Genomic DNA, 15,445 nt, shown 5'->3' on the forward strand with positions numbered 1-15,445 from the left:
GTCGACTCACGAAGTGCTCAACGGGATAGCTAGGCATGAAAACGACGATTCACAGGACTCGAGGTGGACTTCTGGCACTCGCTTCGAGCCTGCTGCTGGCGGCCTGCGGTCAAGGCGATGACGGTGGCCAGCAGCAACAGCAAGCCGGTGATGCACCGCCTAGGCCGATGCCGGTCATGGAAATGGCGAGCCAGGATATTCCCCTGGACAAGTCCTATCCTTCCAAGCTGCGCAGTGATGAGGAAGTCACGCTGGTGGCTCGTGTGGCCGGCTTCCTGGAAGAGCGCAAGTTCGAGCCGGGGGACATGGTCGAAAAGGGCGATAGCCTGTATTCCATCGAACCGGATCTCTATCAGGCGACCGTCGCCCAGCGCCAGGCCGATCTGGAAAGTGCCAAGGCGGAGCTGGCCAGGGCGCAGAGCGATGCCCAGCGCTATGAGCAATTGCTCAATCAGAATTCGGTGAGTCGTCAGCAGTATGATCAGGCGCTGGCCGACCGCAATGTGGCAAGAGCCAGCGTCGCTCAGGCCGAAGCGGCCTTGAGAAGCGCGCGCCTCGATCTGGGCTACGCCGATGTCACCGCGCCGGTGAGTGGGCAGATCGGCCTCAGTGAAGTGAATGTGGGCAACCTGGTGAACTCGGGTACCGAACTCGCCACGATCACCCCCCTGGATCCACTGGAAGTGCGTTTCCAGATGCCTCAGGCCGATGCATCTGCGCTGCGGCGGCAGTTGAATGACCAGCCCGACAGTGAAATCGGGGCAAGTCTCGAGTTGAACTCGGGCATCAGTACGCTGCAGGGCCAACTGGACTTTCTTGGCTCTCGGGTCAGCGAAGGGACCGGCACGGTTCAGGCTGAAGCGAGCTTCGCCAACCCCGATGGAGCGGCGTTGCCGGGTCAATTTGCCCGGATAAGCCTTGAGGGCCTCAAGCGCTTCGATGTGCTGGCGGTGCCGGAGATCGCGGTCACCCAGGGACTCATGGGCCCCCAGGTGTTCGTGCTGGACGAGGATGACGTGGCACGTGCACAGACGGTGCAGCTCGGTGAGCTCGCCGGTCCCTGGCAGATTCTCCTGGATGGGGTTCAGCCGGGGGATCGCGTGGTGGTCGGTGACCCGGCCGGTCTGCAGCCCGGCACGCCTATCGATCCGCAATCCTTCGATGGCGACGCCGAGGCCCTGATGGCCGGGCAGGACCAGTCCGGTGGCTCGGGCCAGGCAACCGAAGCGGGCGGCCAGCCATCGTCCAATGAAGAAGGTTCTGCGCCGGCTGAAGAGGGTGCGGAATGAGTTTCTCCAACTTCTTCATCAAGCGGCCGATCTTCTCGACAGTCCTCGCCCTCATCCTGACGATCGTCGGTTTGATGAGCATGCGGGTGCTGCCCATCGAGCAGTATCCAAGCGTGGTGCCACCGACGGTGTCGGTTCAGGCCACCTATCCGGGTGCCGATGCCGAAACCGTGTCCCAGACAGTGGCGGCTCCGTTGGCGGAAGCGATCAATGGTGTCGAGGACATGCTCTACATGACGTCGACCAGCTCCAGTCAGGGGTCGACGTCTCTGAATGTGTCTTTTGCCATTGGTTCCGATGGCGATATCAACACCATCAATGTCAATAATCGCGTCCAGGGGGCACTGTCCCAGTTGCCCGAGGCGGTCCAGGACCAGGGCGTGACGGTTGAGCTGAGTTCCAGCTCGATCCTCATGCTGGTGTCCTTGATCTCGCCGGATGGCGATTATGGCAAGGTCTACATGCAGAACTATGCCACGCTCAATATCCTGGACGAGCTTCGCCAGGTACCGGGCGTGGGCTCCGCCGAGGTGCTGGGCGGTGGCGAGTTCGCCATGCGGGTCTGGATGGATCCCGACAAGCTGGCAGAATACGATCTGACGCCGGCCGAGGTGTCAGCCGCGATTCGTTCCCAGAACACCGAGGTACCGGCCGGCAGTCTGGCAGCAACGCCCCAGAGAGACCCCCGCGCCTATACCTATACGGTGACCTCTGAAGGGCGCATGTCGGATCCGGACGACTTCCGCGAGATCTTTCTCAAGACCAATTCGGATGGATCGGCACTTCGCCTCGGTGATGTGGCGCGCATCGAGTTGGGGGCATCGTTCTATGGCGTTGATGCCAAGCTGAACGGCGGCACCATGACGCCGATCATGATCAACCAGCAGCCCGGTGCGAATGCGCTGGAGACGGCTCGCGCGGTTGAAAAGGTCATGGACGAGCTCTCCGGACGTTTCCCCCCGGGACTCGAGTATGTCACGCCTTACGATACCACTCAGTTTATCGATGCATCGGTAGAGACCGTCTTTCACACCTTTATCGAAGCCTTCCTGATCGTTGCCGTCATTCTGTTCATCTTCCTGCAGAACTGGCGCTTCACGGTCATCGCCATGTCGGTGGTACCGGTGTCGGTACTGGCGACCTTTGCCGGCTTCTATGCCTTTGGTTTCTCCATCAACCTGTTGACGCTGTTCGCCATGGTGTTATCGATCGGCATCGTGGTCGATGACGCCATCCTGGTGGTGGAGAACGTCGAGCGGGTGCTGAGCGAGGACGAGGACATCACCGTCATGCAGGCCACGGTGCAAGCCATGAAGGAGGTGGGCGGCCCGGTGATCGCGACCTCGTTGATCATGGCGGCGGTCTTCGTGCCGGTGGCCTTCCTGGGTGGCTTCAGTGGCCAGATCTATCAGCAGTTCGCGTTGACGGTTGCCGTTTCGGTGGCCTTCTCGGCGCTGATGGCCTTGACCTTCACCCCGGCGCTTTCGGCGATCTTCATCAAGCATGACCTGCATCGCAAGGAGTCGGCCTTCATGCGCGCGGTGCGCACGCCGCTGCGTTTGTTCGATCGTCTGTTCGCCGGCATCACGACTGTCTACATGTGGGGCGTGAAGGGACTGGTGCGTTTCTGGGGCCTGGCCCTGCTGCTGACGGCGCTGGTCGGTGCGGGGTCCTGGTGGCTCTACCAGAACACGCCCTCGACGCTGGTGCCCGAGACCGATCAGGGGATCGTGCTGGCGTCGGTGCAGTTGCCCGATGCGGCTTCGCTGGAACGCACCGAAGACTACATGGGCAAGCTGAGCTCGGCCATCGAGGATGTCGATGGCGTGAAGTTCTCCACGGCAGTCGCGGGCTATGACATGTTGACCAGCTCGGTCAATACTGCCCGGGGCATCATCTTCATCAACCTGGAACCCTGGGAAGACCGTGACCTTACGGTGGATGAGCTGATCGGCAAGATCATGCAGTTCGGCGCCCAGATACCGGGCGGCTCGGCCATGGCCTTCAATATGCCGCCCATCGTGGGGCTGTCGACCACGGGGGGCTTCACCGGCTACCTGCAGTCTTTCGATGGGGCTTCACCCGAAGAAATGTCCCAGGCATCCCAGAAGCTGATGGGGGCGGCGGCCAAGCACCCGGCACTGAGCCAGGTGTTTACCACCTACAGTGCCAATGTGCCTTCCTATGAAGTGGAGCTGGACCGACAGAAAGCCTTGAGTTACGGCGTCTCCATGGATGCCCTGAACTCGACCCTGGGCACGACCTTGGGTAACGGCTTCGTCAACTACTTCAGTTATCAGGGCCGCAACTTCCAGGTCTATCTGCAGAACGAGGACGAGTTCCGCAGGACGCCGGATGACATCAACAACATCTATGTGCGTGGCGGTGACGGGGAGCGTATCCCGATCTCCGAATTCGCCAGCATCGAGCGTCAGACGTCACCCTCGGTGGTCACGCGCTTTGGTGTCTATTCCGGTGCGCAGTTCCAGGGCGGGCCCGCGCCGGGTTATAGCTCGGGGCAGGCCATCGAGGCCATGGAGCAGCTGGTCCAGGATGAGCTCGGCGCCGGCTGGGGCATGGGCTGGACCGGCACCGCCTATCAGGAAAGTCAGGCAGGCAGTGCGGCTACCCTGGCCATCGTCTTCGGCATGCTGATGGTCTTCCTGATTCTGGCGGCACAGTACGAGAGCTGGTCGTTGCCGCTGGCGGTGCTGACGGCCACGCCGTTTGCCTTCCTCGGCGGCATTGGTGGCATCGTGCTGCGCGGGCTCGATACTAGCGTCTACGTGCAGATCGGCATGCTGGTGGTGGTCGGGCTGGCGGCGAAAAATGCCATCCTGATCGTCGAGTTCGCCGAGCTGCAGCGTCGCGAGCAAGGCAAGTCGATCCGTGAGGCGGCCATCACGGCGGCACGGTTGCGCTTCCGACCGATCGTCATGACGTCGCTGGCGTTCATCTTCGGTACCTTGCCGTTGGCGATCGCCACTGGAGCTAGCGCCACCAGCAGCCATCATATCGGCACCACGGTGGCGGTGGGCATGGCATCGGTCGCCATTCTCGGCAGTCTGTTCGTGCCGAGCTTCTATGCCATGATCGCCGTGACTACCGACTGGCTGAAACGCAAGACGGACAAGGGTGATGATCGTGGCGGCGAGCCGGCATTGGAGAATGATACGCGCTGACCGGCCGGCGTGATCGAGCATCCATGGGCATCGTTCCTTCGGGGGCGATGCCCGTTTTCATCTGGGGAGGTTCGTTCGACGAAAGAGGAGGCATGGTTCGGGGCGACTCGTCTACGCTGACAGTGAGAAGAACACTTTGCCGGCTAATCGACCGGCCGGAGGAGACGCCATGAACGCCATCATCGATCTTGCCCTGAGTTTTCCGCTGATCGTCTTTGCGGTGCTGCTGGCGCTGCTGGGGATGTACTGGTTGCTGGTCCTGCTGCGTCTGGTGCCCACCGAGTTGTTCGAGCGTGACAGCCTCAAGGAGGACCATTTGGCCAGCACCATGGTGTCGTTGGGGTTTGCCGGTGTGCCCGTCTCGATGGCCCTGAGCATGCTGGCGGTATTGGCTGGCGCCTTGACCCTGGCCGTCGAGCTGCTGGTGCTCAGGTGGGTGCCTCTGGGGTTGTTCCGGGTGCCGGTCGGTGTCGTGGTGCTGTGGGCGTCGTTCGCTCTGGCGTCGCCGCTGGCCGCGGCACTGTGTCGGCGACTGCATTGCCGACTGCATCGTCACCCAGGTCTGTCCCGGCGTTGCCTGCTTGGCGAACGCGTCCGAGTCGTCGATATCGACGGAGACGGTCGTGCCAGCGCCGTGATGGATGATGATGAGGCTCGCGAGGTTCAATTGCTGGGCAAGACGGGCAACCAGCCCCGGCCCGGCGAAGCGCGGATCCTGGTCAAGTATCTCCCGGATATCGACGCCTATCGCTCGGTGCTCGAACAGGACTACCTGGATGCCCGCACACGGCTGGTGCGGTTGCATCTGGTCGGCCGTCACGAGGCGTCGGGGACGCAGCGGCATGGCCACAACGGCTCGACGCCGTCAGCGTGAGGCGTCGTCCCGGCTGAACAATCGAAGCTGGGTATCGACCAGTTGGGTGCCGCGTTCGTAGAGGGAAAACGCCTCGGTATCCCGCAGCCAGTCATGGAACAGGCCGCTGAGGGTGGCCTGCAGGAGGCGGGTGGCCACTTCAGGGTCGAGGTCCTCGCGCAGCAATCCCTGATCAAGGGCATTGTTGAGGTAGACCAGCAATGCACCCAGACATTCGTTGGCCATCTCGGCTTCCATGGCCTGGGGGTCGATGTCGCTGAAGAACTCGCAGCGATGGAGAAGTGTGGCGTGCACGCGTCGATGGCGAGGTTGCTCCAGGCGACGGAAGCCTTGTCGGCATCCCAGGCGGATCGCTTCCATCGGCGAGGCATCGCTGGGGGCCGTCTCTGCCACGAGCTCCTCGAATGGCATTCGCACCCTGTCGAGCATGGCGCGGAACAGGTCGGCCTTGTTGCGAAAATGCCAGTAGACGGCACCTCGGGTCATGCCGGCCTGGCGGGCGATCTGCTCCAGGGATGTGCAGGCGACGCCTTTCTCGAAGAAGACTTCTTCGGCGGCATCCAGCAGCGCCTCTCGCGTGGCCTCGGCCTCGGCCTTGGTACGTCTGGCCATGGGTAAATTCGACTCCGGGTGATGCGTGCAGCCCATTCTACCCGAGGATGACGGGTTTTACATTCGTTGGTGTATGGTTATGGGCATGGCTCGTCCTCGAGGTTCGTGGGGTGTATAAGACGAGACAGCCCCTTTTCCATCAACAAGGACAGACGATGGCTCGTACTCCTTTCGAACTGGCCGGTGTGCGTGTGGCGCCGGGGACCCGGCAGCAAATCGATGTGCCCGTGGCCAGACTCTATACTCACGCCCCCTTGTATATTCCCGTGGAGATCGTGCATGGCCGGCAGCCAGGGCCGGTGTTGCTGGTGTGCGGTGGCATTCACGGCGACGAGATCAATGGCGTGGAGATCGTGCGACGTCTGTTGCGCTCGCGGCAGCTGACACGGCTACGCGGTACCTTGATCGCCGTTCCCATCGTCAATGTGTTCGGGTTTGTGCAGCACAGCCGGTATCTACCCGACCGGCGCGATCTGAATCGATGCTTTCCGGGGAGCGAGTCGGGGTCCCTGGGCGGTCGGGTGGCGGCGTTGTTCCGCGAGCAGATCGTCGATCAGGCGAGCCATATCATCGATCTTCATACCGGGGCCATCCATCGCACGAATCTGCCGCAGATCCGGGCTCAATTGACGTCGAATGACGAAACCGAACGCATGGCCAATGCCTTCGGCGCGCCGATTATCCTCAATGCGGAATTGCGTGAAGGCAGCTTGCGTCATTATGCGCAGAACCGTGGTACGCCGGTACTGACCTACGAGGCCGGTGAGGCATTGCGTTTCGATGAGTGGGCGATCACGCCCGGCGTGCGGGGCGTGCTGCGGGTAATGCGGCGTCTCGGCATGCTCAGCGGCGAGCACCGGCGTCGCACGCCGCCGGCGGCGGAGCTGGCGACCGGATCGAGCTGGGCAAGGGCACCGATCGACGGCATTCTGCGTCCCCAGGTACGACTCGGCGCGCGGGTTGCCAAGGGGGAGCGGCTGGGGCGCGTGGCCGATCCCTTCGGCAATGCCGAGGGCGAGGTACTGTCGATGGCCGACGGTATCGTCATCGGCATGGGGCGCCTGCCGCTGGTCAATGAGGGCGAAGCGCTGTTTCATATCGCGCGCTTCGATGTCATCGAGGAAGCCGAGAGTGCCGTGGAGACGTTCCAGTCGAGCCTGGAGCCGCCGCCGGACCCGCTCTACTGAGTGGGTGGCTGCGAAGCGTCAGCCGGCCAGGGCGGGCTGCTCTTCTGCCACGAGGGCCAGGGCGTCATCCAGTACTGCAAGGCCGGCGCCGTCGTGATGGGCATTTTCCGACAGGTGACGTCGGAAGCGGCGACCTCCGGGGCACCCCTGGAACAGGCCCAGCAAGTGGCGGGTGAGGTGATTGAGCCTGGCGCCTTCCTCGAGTCGATGGGCGATATAGGGACGCAGGGCGCGTGCCGCCGTGTGGCGATCTACGGCCGGGTCCGGCTCGCCATACAGGCGAGAATCCACCGAACCCAGCAACCAGGGGTTCTGATAGGCTTCGCGACCGACCATCACGCTATCGACGTGGGCAAGCTGCTCCTGGCATTCATCCAGGGTCTTGAGGCCGCCGTTGAGTCCGATGTGCAACTCGGGGTGTTGCGCCTTCAGGCGGTGGATACGCGGGTAGTTGAGTGGCGGCACGTCACGATTCTGCTTGGGTGAGAGCCCCTCCAGCCAGGCCTTGCGTGCATGCACGATGAAGGTGTCGCAACCGGCATCGGCGACGCATTGGATAAACCGTGCGAGATCGGCGTCTTCATCCTGGTCGTCGATACCGATGCGGCATTTCACGGTCACCGGGATCGACACCGTCGCCTGCATCGCCTTGACCGCCGCGGCGACCTTTTCGGGATGCGCCATCAGGCAGGCGCCGATCAAGTTGTTCTGTACGCGATCGCTGGGGCAACCCACATTGAGATTGACCTCGTCGTAGCCCCATGCCTCGGCAATGGCGGCGCACTCGGCGAGCTCTCCGGCGTCGCTTCCACCCAGCTGGAGGGCCAGCGGATGCTCGATGGCATCGAAGCCCAGAAAGCGCTCCCGCGGCGATCCATGCAGGATGGCCCCGGTCGTCACCATCTCGGTGTAGAGCAGGGCGCGGCGCGTGAGGGTCCGGGCGAAGGCGCGATAATCGCGGGTTGTCCAGTCCATCATAGGCGCTACTGAGAACGTCCTATCCAGCGCAGGGCGCGTGGTGTCAGTATTCATGCCGTTTGTGGCTGTTGCCATATCAATCATGACTGTTCATGTTTACAGTGGTTATGCCCTGTTTTTCACCATGTGTTGGTACAAATTTGGCACACAGGGCGTTGGCAATTTGGTACATCAAGGAGGTTCGCGTGGCGACGATCAGGAAGCGTCGGCGAAAGGACGGCAGTTTCTCATACATGGCTCAGATCCGCATCGCCCGCCGTGGGCAACCAGACCATTCGGAAACCAGGACGTTCCCTCGCAAGGCAATGGCCGAGGAGTGGGCCAAGCGTCGCGAACTAGAGCTGAACAGCCCAGGCGGCGTACTGTCGGCGAAGTGGAAGGGGGTCACCCTGGACGATGCCATCGAGCGTTACCTCCACGAATTCGCCCAGGGTGCCGGCCGATCGAAGCAAGCTACCATCCAGCAACTGCAGCGTTTCCCGATTGCGAGGGTTCAGATCAATGATCTGACCAGCGAGCAGATCATCAGTCATGCTGTCATGCGCCGTGATAGCGGGGTCAAGCCCTCGACCATCAACCAGGACATCACCTGGCTGGGCATCATCCTGAAGACGGCCGTGGCGGCCTGGAAGATGCCGGTCGATCTCAACGAGTTCGAGTCGGCCAAGCTACTGATGCGCAACAAGGGGTTGGTCTCCCGACCCGGTTCTCGGGATCGCCGGCCAACGGGAGAGGAGATCGAGCAGGTCCGGGCCTATTTCCGCCGCTCGCAGAAGATACGGCCCAGCGTGATCATCCCCATGGAAGACATCATGGACTTCGCCATCGCCTCCTCGAGGCGCCAGGAAGAGATCACCCGGCTGACTTGGGAAGATCTCGATAAGCAGGCCATGACGTGCTGGGTGCGTGATGCCAAGCACCCACGGCAGAAGTGGGGCAACCACAAACGGTTCAAGCTGAGCCACGAGGCCATGGCTATTATCCAGAGGCAGCCGAGAGCCCAGGGGGAAGAGAGGATTTTCCCTTACAACGGGAAATCGATTGGAACCCGCTGGCGGGCGGCGTGCGCCGCCTGCGGGATCGAGGATCTACGCTTTCACGACTTGCGCCATGAGGCGACATCGCGGTTGTTCGAGGCAGGCTATGAGATCGTGGAAGTGCAGCAGTTCACGCTGCATGAGAGCTGGGATGTGCTGAAAAGGTACACGCATCTGCGCCCGGAAGACTTGGCCCTGCGTCAGTCTCCGGGCGCCTGATCGGTCATACATTCACTCGCTGCCACATTTCATGCGCCTCGGCTCGACGCTCATCCAGGTACTTGGCCAGGTCCACGGCGCTGACTAGCCAGGGAGACTTCTGGGAGTCGCCGGCGCGGTAAGTGGGTACCGGTAGAGCCTGTGCACCGGCCCGCGTACTGGCGGTGCGGGGGCTGATGCCGAAGTAGCGCGGGGCGACCTCATCGAGTGGGAGCTCTCCGCGGCCGTCGAACTCGGCCAGCAGTCCGAAGTAAGTGTTCATCGGTGGACTCTCCAGTGGTTGAATCGGTTGCGGATGGCCCGGAACGTCTGCCAGGCCTCAAGGTTGTGCTCGAGCTCGGCCCGGCTCTCGATGCAGCACGCTGCACAGATCCAATCCCGGGCGTCGCGCTCGTTGTGGGTGCCGTCGGGCAGCTGGCTTTCGGTGAGCCCGAACTTGTGTCGGCGGCGGCGATCCAGGTAGAGCCGAAAGGTTGCGTCCTGGCAGAGCATCGCCGCCTGTCGGGCCTTATGGTTCCCTTGCATTACTTACCTCTCTCGGCAAAGTGGGTCGCCGCAGGTTTCACCCTTCAGGCTATATCGGCAGTAGTAGCCGTCTGGGCACCGACCCTCAGCTATCTGGGCACGTCGAATGGCAGCATCGCGCTGGCCCCGGGTATGCTCGAGTTCTTCTTCCAACTCGGCGATTCTGGTGCCTAGCTGCTCACGGATGGCGTCTGGCTCTTCGACGTCTGTCATCCAACGCCTCATTGCACAACGGTCGCCGCCCCAGGAACCGGGGAAGATGGCGAACTTTCCTTCCGGTGCCTTGGTCCGGTCCATTCCCGCCACTTGTTCCTGCTCACCGGGACTCAACTGGATGCAGATAGGCTCCTCGTTGCTGTCATGCCATTGGTTGCCGATCTTGACCCTCATGGTTGTCCTCCCGTCTCCAGTTGTTTGATGGCTTTCCGGGCGACAGCGGCGGCCATCTTGCGGCGGCTGGCCTGGCCTTCCTTGCTCTTGAGCGCCTCGAGGAGTTCGGTTGCCGTGTGGGCGGCATATGCCGGGTCGCTCTCGAGACTGCGTTCCATAGAGCTCTTGGCGTCGGTGACGCTGGTGTTGATCAGCGCCTTTATGTTGTTAGGAGACATGTCGACGCTTCCTCTCGTTGATTTCCTGGCAGTCGATGCAGGTGGTGGCCCAGGGCGCGGCCTGGCGGCGGGCGGCCGGGATCTCGTCGCCGCATTCCTCGCATTCGGCGCGGGCCATATCCACGCCGGTCCAGGTCGGCCGGTTGGCCAGAGCGGTATCGACGTGCTGCTGCACCACGTCAGTGGCGCGGTCGGCGTTGTCAGCCATTGGCCTTGATCTCCTGTACGTGCTGGCTGTCGCGGTAGCGGCAGGCGTGGTCCTTCACGGCGCGGCGCAGCTCGTCTTCGCTGTCAAAGGCGATGACCAGAGCGTGCTGGTGGCGAACCTGGCCGTTGTTCTCGGTGAGCACGGCGAGTTCGCCGGCGTCCTGCAGGGTGCCGCGCGGGGCACCCTGGCTGATGCGTGATCTGCGCATGGTTCCTCCTGGTTGTTATCAGCACAGCTCCGGCGGCATGTATTCCTCGGGCTCGGGAGGTGCCGGTGGTTGGAATAGCCGCTGGGCAGCGGCGCGAACTTCTCGGGCCTCGAAGGCCGCGTCTTCCTCGATGGCGCGAACCTCGTCGCTCTGGCGCCACTCTTCGAATCGCTGGACCTGCTCGGCGAGCACCTCCGGTGAGGGCTGGCGGGGGGTGATATCCACCCCCGTACAGTTATTGACACAAGTCCAAGGGTCGCCGGCTGCGCCGGCTCCCTGACCCTCCGCCCGCTGGTGGCGGGGGCGAATCTCCCAGCGAAACAGCCGGGTGAGATATTCGGCCTGGCGGCCGCGACCGTCGTTGACGACGAGGCCCCAAGTGGTCTTGATGGATTCGCCGTAGCGGCCGCGCGCTTCGAAGCTCTGCGCGACCTCACCAGTGGCGTGACTGAACTCATCGCGACCGGTGCCCATGCGCGTCACGCGCCAGGGTTTGATGGGTTGCTCGCGGCGCGGTGTGTTGGGGCCGCCCATCAGTCTCAGGAACTGGTCCCACTGGCCGGCGTTGGCGGCCTGGCGGATCTCGGCGAGGCGCGCCGAGGCCTGTGGCGTGGGGCGCGTGGCCTCCTCCCACTGGCGGAGTTGCTCATTCTGCTGGTCGGTGAGACGGCGGACCTCGCGCCAGACGGTCACGCTGGGCAGGCCGAGGAACTGGAACTGGCGAATGCCCCAGGTAGCGGCCCAGGCCTCGATACGCGGGGCGCTCTCGGTGAGGTCGTGGCCGTAGCGGTCCTGGTGGTCGTCCTCGACGCCGTCGCGGGCGAACTGCTCGCCGTTGATGTTCTTGCTGATGTACTTGGCCACGTAGCCGGCGGCGGTGCCGCGGGAATAGTCGATCTTCTCAACATCGAATCGGGCGGTTGTCTTGTGGCCGCTGCGGTCGAACAGCTCTTCGGGGGACTCGGCCTCGGCGTATTCGCGCAGGATCTCGGTCACGCGCGGCTCGGCGCCCGGCTGCATCCAGAGCAGCAGGTGCCAGTGCGGGGTGCCGTCGTGGTGCGGCTCGACGACCCGGATGCCGTAGACGCCGAGTTCCTCGCGGGCGAGCTTGGCGCGGGCCTTGGCCCACAATGCCTGCAGATACTGCTGGGCCTCGCGCGGTGTGCTGCCGTCGTACTTGCGGTTACGCCGGGCATTGCGCGATAGCACCGGGTGGAATCGAGACGGCGCGGTGACGGTATAGAACATGCCGACATGGCCGAGGCGGCGGGCTTCGGCCTCGGTGTCGTTGATGCGCAGCATCAATTCGGCACGGCGATGATCGGGGTTGGCCAAGCCCAGCTCGGCCAACTCGGCCAGGGTGTAGATCTGGCCGTCCTGGTTGATGGCCTCGAGGGTCTCGAGCAGTGCGCGGTTGCGGACCTTCTGGGAGCGTCGGCGCTCGACCGTCATGTCGCTGCAGTAAATGCCGGCGCGCTTGTGCACCTGGTGCGCTTCGCGCTGTACCTGCTCGAGGCGGCGGCCGGCGGTGCGGCGCAGTTTGCGGCGCCACCACTGCGAGCAGGTAAGGCGAGCCAGCTGGACATCCTCGGCAGAGCGCCGGTCTGGCGATTCGATGCCGTGGGCGGCCGCCCGGCGCTGGGCGGCCTTGAGGGCCAGGCGATTGGCCACGCTGAGGCTCATGGGTGGCAGGTAGTGCCAACGGAACACCGCCATCAGGGGCACGCAGGGCCTCTGTGGAGACAGGGCATTACGCGAGTTGGCGAGCTCGTCGTGGTATTCGCGGAGCTTTGCCGAGAGTGTCTTGCCCTGGGGCGTGATTTCGGGCGGTGCCGGCGGCAACAGGCCATGCCGACGACGGCGGTTGTAGTCGGCGATGCCGCCGATCAGCTTCTGGCGCTCGTCTTCGGCGGCGCGGGCCTGGGCCTCGGCATAACGGATCAGGGCGTCGTCGTCGTGGCTGGCGTTGAGACCGCCGACGGTCAGGCGCTTTTCGACGCTGGCCAGCCAGCGGCTGGCGGCCTGAATGCCCTGAATGGTGGTCGGCTCGAGGCGGCGCAGGGAGGCGGCACCGCGCTCGAGGTCTTTGGCGATCGGCGCGAAGCGGCGGTAGATATGGCCAGGGTCAACGAGATCTCGCGTGTTGCGACGCAGCCAGGTGTTGGCGGCAACGTGGCCGTGACGCTTGGCGACATGGATGTACCCCTTGGCGAGCGGCTCGGCGAGGGTAGGCAAGCGCTGCCAGATCTTGCCGAGGAACTCGCGGCAGTCACGGGTGCGCGAGCTGTGCTCGAAGGCGCGTTGCTGGGCACTCGCCATCAGTGCACATCCTCGCTGGCGGGCCGCAGTGGACCGAGATAGTGGGAATCGAGACGGTGCTTCTTGACGACCCGCTCGACCTCCATCAACTGCTGACCCAGTTGATGTACGGCCTGTCCGAGCTCCGAGGCGGCCTCCACCTGACCCGCTGCGTGCAGGTAACGGACATGCCGGTGCAGCTCCAGGCGAGCAAGGAAGATGTTGTCCATGGTGGTGATAAGCATCACGCAATCCCCCGTTCGATGATGGCGAGCCAGTGCAGGGCCGCTTCAGTGTTGCCTTCGGCCAACGCCTGGCGGGCATGGCTGGCGAGTTCGCGGCTAGGATGCGGCCGGCCGCCGGCGAGATGATGACGCAGCCGACCGGCGTACTGGCTCATACGCACGATGGCGGCGCGCAGGGCATCGCGAGCCGATTTGGGCAGGTCGTGGATGGCCAGGCGTGGGTCGCGCTCTGCCAGTTGTGCGCTGGCCATCACCATGCGGCGGTCACTGGAGGGCATCTCGGCCCACAGCGACGCCAGGTCCTGGTCGGCGCAGCGGCTGTGCAGCTCGGCGCGCAGGGCGCCCCAGTCGCCACGGTCCTGTTCGACAGGTAACGGCTGGGCCGGTGTAGGGAACGGGCGGACATCGGCAGACATGGGGTTACCTCCCGGCGCGACGCTTGGCGCACTTGCGGGTGAAATTGGCGTTGCCACGCCGGTGGCCACGGTCATGGCGGCGGTGCGTGAGCGGTTCCATGGCGGCCCCGTTGCGGCGCGGCAGTTCATCGACGTGGTGTTCGCTGGCAACCTTCATGCTTGGACCTCCCGGGGCGCGGTTTCGGGCTGCCGGTCGAGCATCAGCAAGCGGCGATGGCGCTTGCCGATGGGCCGAAACGTGAGGTGCCGCGCGGCCAGGTGCTCGGGCGACACCAGGGCCAGTAGATCGACCAGGCTGAGCGCGACACGCTCGCCGGCCGGCGTCTGGATGACGAGCAGCCGCGTGGTGGTGGCCTCGAGATCGATACGGTGACGCTTGTTGGCCCCTTCGATTTCGGCATAGGCCTGGATCGTGGCGTTCTCCGCCGCGCCATCCGTGAGGCCGCGGTCGGTGACCAGGTGCTCGATGCAGGCCTCGAGCGCCTCGCGCTTGGGCAGGGTCTGCGTTTGCCACAGTTGGGCGACGGCCAGGTTTTCGGGGTCAAGCTGAGGGGCACGCGCCGCATGCGCATGCAGAGAGGTCACGTTGTTCATGTTGGCTCCTGCAGGTCAGGCGTTGGCCTTGGCTTTCCGCGACCCGGCCAGCTTGAGCAGGCGCGGGACCAGGGGCAGCGTCACAGCGGGATTCGGCCGGTCGCTGGGGGCGATGGTGTGGGTGATCTCGATGGAGACCTTGCCGCGCCACCCACAGGCATCGTTGCGGCACTCGATCAAGGCCTCGCGGTAGATCGGCGTCAGCCCCTGGCTCTTGCGGATGCGGGCCGTCTCGCCGCAATGCGGGCAGGGGATGCGATGGCGGTTGTGCACGACGCTCATTGATCCTCCTCTGTTTTGACTTCATAGAGCGCTCGGCCCCGGCCGGTGAGCCCCTGGGCGCCCCGCCGGATGCGTCGCCGCAGCAGCCACTCGGCGGCCTGCTCGCGGGACTCGAGCCCTTGCTCTTCGCGTATGGCGTCCAGCATCTCGGTGGTCTGCTGGTCGAGCGTTATGGGTTGTTCCGGCATGCAAACCTCGAAAATGCACGGTGGATGTAGGGGTGGGCTTACCCGACCTCAGCAGCGACAGTAGGGGCGTGCACTGATGATTCGGTGCCGAGGCCCAGCACCTCACGGGCTTCCTTCATCATCATCTGGCGCATGACCTCGGCCTTAGGTACGCCCAGGTAGTTGGCCAGCGCGGTGATGACGTCGGCCTCGTACTGATCGAGGTAAACGGTGGACTTGGTGCGCACGCGTTTCGGGTCCTGATACATGACGGGTTCCTTATGCAGCAGGGGTTATTGAGGGTTGAGGGTGTCGTCTGCGTATCCCTGAATACCGCGCAACATCAGCAGGCGAACCGTGGCAGAGAGTGATCGCCCCTCGGCCTGGGCGATGTTTTCAAGCCGGCGACGCTCGTCGGGGGTGACCTGGGTCATCACCGAACTACTACAGCCGCGCGGGGCTCGCGCCGAAACGCCGGCACTGGTGGTCTCGGTAGCACTCATCGGTTAGGCTTCT

Annotated in this window: 22 protein-coding genes; 5 read left to right on the forward strand and 17 right to left on the reverse strand. The window is 63.8% G+C overall.

The features are described 5' to 3' along the window. Positions 1–35 precede the first annotated feature (35 nt). The 3 genes from LU493_RS06015 to LU493_RS06025 all read left to right on the forward strand — a co-directional run bounded on the left by LU493_RS06015 (position 36) and on the right by LU493_RS06025 (position 5,345). Complete coding sequence (locus LU493_RS06015; RefSeq protein WP_275286884.1) at positions 36–1,289, forward strand: efflux RND transporter periplasmic adaptor subunit; 1,254 nt, start codon at positions 36–38, stop codon at positions 1,287–1,289. Then, positions 1,286–4,471: an efflux RND transporter permease subunit gene (locus LU493_RS06020; protein WP_275286885.1), complete on the forward strand. Its 3,186-nt coding sequence runs from the start codon at positions 1,286–1,288 to the stop codon at positions 4,469–4,471. The genes LU493_RS06015 and LU493_RS06020 overlap by 4 nt, the downstream gene beginning before the upstream one ends. A 169-nt stretch (positions 4,472–4,640) precedes the next feature. Beyond that, complete coding sequence (locus LU493_RS06025; RefSeq protein WP_275286886.1) at positions 4,641–5,345, forward strand: hypothetical protein; 705 nt, start codon at positions 4,641–4,643, stop codon at positions 5,343–5,345. Here LU493_RS06025 and LU493_RS06030 read toward each other — a convergent pair. Beyond that, a complete protein-coding gene (locus LU493_RS06030; protein WP_275286887.1) occupies positions 5,337–5,957 on the reverse strand; it encodes a TetR family transcriptional regulator in 621 nt (206 codons plus the stop codon). The genes LU493_RS06025 and LU493_RS06030 overlap by 9 nt on opposite strands. A 155-nt stretch (positions 5,958–6,112) precedes the next feature. On the opposite strand from LU493_RS06030, the gene LU493_RS06035 reads away from it, so the two are divergent. Next, complete coding sequence (locus LU493_RS06035; RefSeq protein ID WP_275286888.1) at positions 6,113–7,144, forward strand: succinylglutamate desuccinylase/aspartoacylase family protein; 1,032 nt, start codon at positions 6,113–6,115, stop codon at positions 7,142–7,144. Between the two features lie 18 nt (positions 7,145–7,162). On the opposite strand, the gene dusA is transcribed toward LU493_RS06035, so the two are convergent. Next, positions 7,163–8,206 carry a tRNA dihydrouridine(20/20a) synthase DusA gene (gene dusA, locus LU493_RS06040; protein ID WP_428994529.1) on the reverse strand — a complete coding sequence of 348 codons (1,044 nt, stop codon included), beginning with the start codon at positions 8,204–8,206 and terminating at the stop codon, positions 7,163–7,165. An 8-nt stretch (positions 8,207–8,214) separates the two neighbouring features. Between dusA and LU493_RS06045 the strand changes: the two genes are divergently transcribed. Then, positions 8,215–9,378 carry a tyrosine-type recombinase/integrase gene (locus LU493_RS06045; RefSeq protein WP_275286889.1) on the forward strand — a complete coding sequence of 388 codons (1,164 nt, stop codon included), beginning with the start codon at positions 8,215–8,217 and terminating at the stop codon, positions 9,376–9,378. Positions 9,379–9,382: 4 nt separating this feature from the next. Here the strand turns inward: LU493_RS06045 and LU493_RS06050 are convergent, their stop codons facing one another. The 15 genes from LU493_RS06050 to LU493_RS06120 are packed head-to-tail and all read right to left on the reverse strand — an operon-like array spanning position 9,383 to position 15,432. Next, on the reverse strand, positions 9,383–9,640 hold the full coding sequence (locus tag LU493_RS06050; protein ID WP_275286890.1) for a pyocin activator PrtN family protein: 258 nt from the start codon (positions 9,638–9,640) through the stop codon (positions 9,383–9,385). After that, entirely contained in the window at positions 9,637–9,903 is a 267-nt protein-coding gene (locus LU493_RS06055) for a hypothetical protein (RefSeq protein ID WP_275286891.1), read from the reverse strand. The genes LU493_RS06050 and LU493_RS06055 overlap by 4 nt, the downstream gene beginning before the upstream one ends. A gap of 3 nt (positions 9,904–9,906) precedes the next feature. Then, positions 9,907–10,293, reverse strand: coding sequence for a hypothetical protein (locus LU493_RS06060; protein WP_275286892.1), 387 nt, complete (start codon positions 10,291–10,293; stop codon positions 9,907–9,909). Further along, positions 10,290–10,511, reverse strand: a complete 222-nt coding sequence (locus tag LU493_RS06065; protein WP_275286893.1) for a hypothetical protein — start codon at positions 10,509–10,511, stop codon at positions 10,290–10,292. Before LU493_RS06065 ends, LU493_RS06060 begins: the two co-directional genes overlap by 4 nt. After that, entirely contained in the window at positions 10,501–10,719 is a 219-nt protein-coding gene (locus LU493_RS06070) for a TraR/DksA family transcriptional regulator (protein WP_275286894.1), read from the reverse strand. The genes LU493_RS06065 and LU493_RS06070 overlap by 11 nt, the downstream gene beginning before the upstream one ends. Further along, positions 10,712–10,927 (reverse strand): hypothetical protein, encoded by a 216-nt coding sequence (locus LU493_RS06075; protein ID WP_275286895.1) that lies wholly within the window; start codon positions 10,925–10,927, stop codon positions 10,712–10,714. The genes LU493_RS06070 and LU493_RS06075 overlap by 8 nt, the downstream gene beginning before the upstream one ends. Positions 10,928–10,945: 18 nt before the next feature. After that, the gene (locus tag LU493_RS06080; protein ID WP_275286896.1) at positions 10,946–13,246 is read right to left on the reverse strand and encodes a replication endonuclease; all 2,301 of its coding nucleotides are present in this window, start codon (positions 13,244–13,246) and stop codon (positions 10,946–10,948) included. Beyond that, a complete protein-coding gene (locus LU493_RS06085) occupies positions 13,246–13,470 on the reverse strand; it encodes a hypothetical protein (RefSeq protein ID WP_275286897.1) in 225 nt (74 codons plus the stop codon). Before LU493_RS06085 ends, LU493_RS06080 begins: the two co-directional genes overlap by 1 nt. Then, a complete protein-coding gene (locus tag LU493_RS06090) occupies positions 13,470–13,886 on the reverse strand; it encodes a hypothetical protein (protein WP_275286898.1) in 417 nt (138 codons plus the stop codon). The genes LU493_RS06085 and LU493_RS06090 overlap by 1 nt, the downstream gene beginning before the upstream one ends. A gap of 4 nt (positions 13,887–13,890) precedes the next feature. Beyond that, the gene (locus tag LU493_RS06095) at positions 13,891–14,043 is read right to left on the reverse strand and encodes a hypothetical protein (protein ID WP_275286899.1); all 153 of its coding nucleotides are present in this window, start codon (positions 14,041–14,043) and stop codon (positions 13,891–13,893) included. After that, positions 14,040–14,480, reverse strand: coding sequence for a hypothetical protein (locus LU493_RS06100; RefSeq protein WP_275286900.1), 441 nt, complete (start codon positions 14,478–14,480; stop codon positions 14,040–14,042). The genes LU493_RS06095 and LU493_RS06100 overlap by 4 nt, the downstream gene beginning before the upstream one ends. Before the next feature lie 15 nt (positions 14,481–14,495). Then, a complete protein-coding gene (locus tag LU493_RS06105; protein ID WP_275286901.1) occupies positions 14,496–14,762 on the reverse strand; it encodes an ogr/Delta-like zinc finger family protein in 267 nt (88 codons plus the stop codon). Further along, entirely contained in the window at positions 14,759–14,950 is a 192-nt protein-coding gene (locus tag LU493_RS06110) for a hypothetical protein (protein ID WP_275286902.1), read from the reverse strand. The genes LU493_RS06105 and LU493_RS06110 overlap by 4 nt, the downstream gene beginning before the upstream one ends. Positions 14,951–14,988: 38 nt before the next feature. Beyond that, positions 14,989–15,198, reverse strand: a complete 210-nt coding sequence (locus LU493_RS06115; RefSeq protein ID WP_275286903.1) for a hypothetical protein — start codon at positions 15,196–15,198, stop codon at positions 14,989–14,991. Positions 15,199–15,222: 24 nt separating this feature from the next. Next, positions 15,223–15,432 (reverse strand): hypothetical protein, encoded by a 210-nt coding sequence (locus LU493_RS06120; protein WP_275286904.1) that lies wholly within the window; start codon positions 15,430–15,432, stop codon positions 15,223–15,225. Between the last annotated feature and the right edge of the window lie 13 nt (positions 15,433–15,445).

Source organism: Halomonas elongata (assembly GCF_029081005.1).
In the GTDB taxonomy this organism is placed as follows: Bacteria; Pseudomonadota; Gammaproteobacteria; order Pseudomonadales; family Halomonadaceae; genus Halomonas; species Halomonas elongata_B.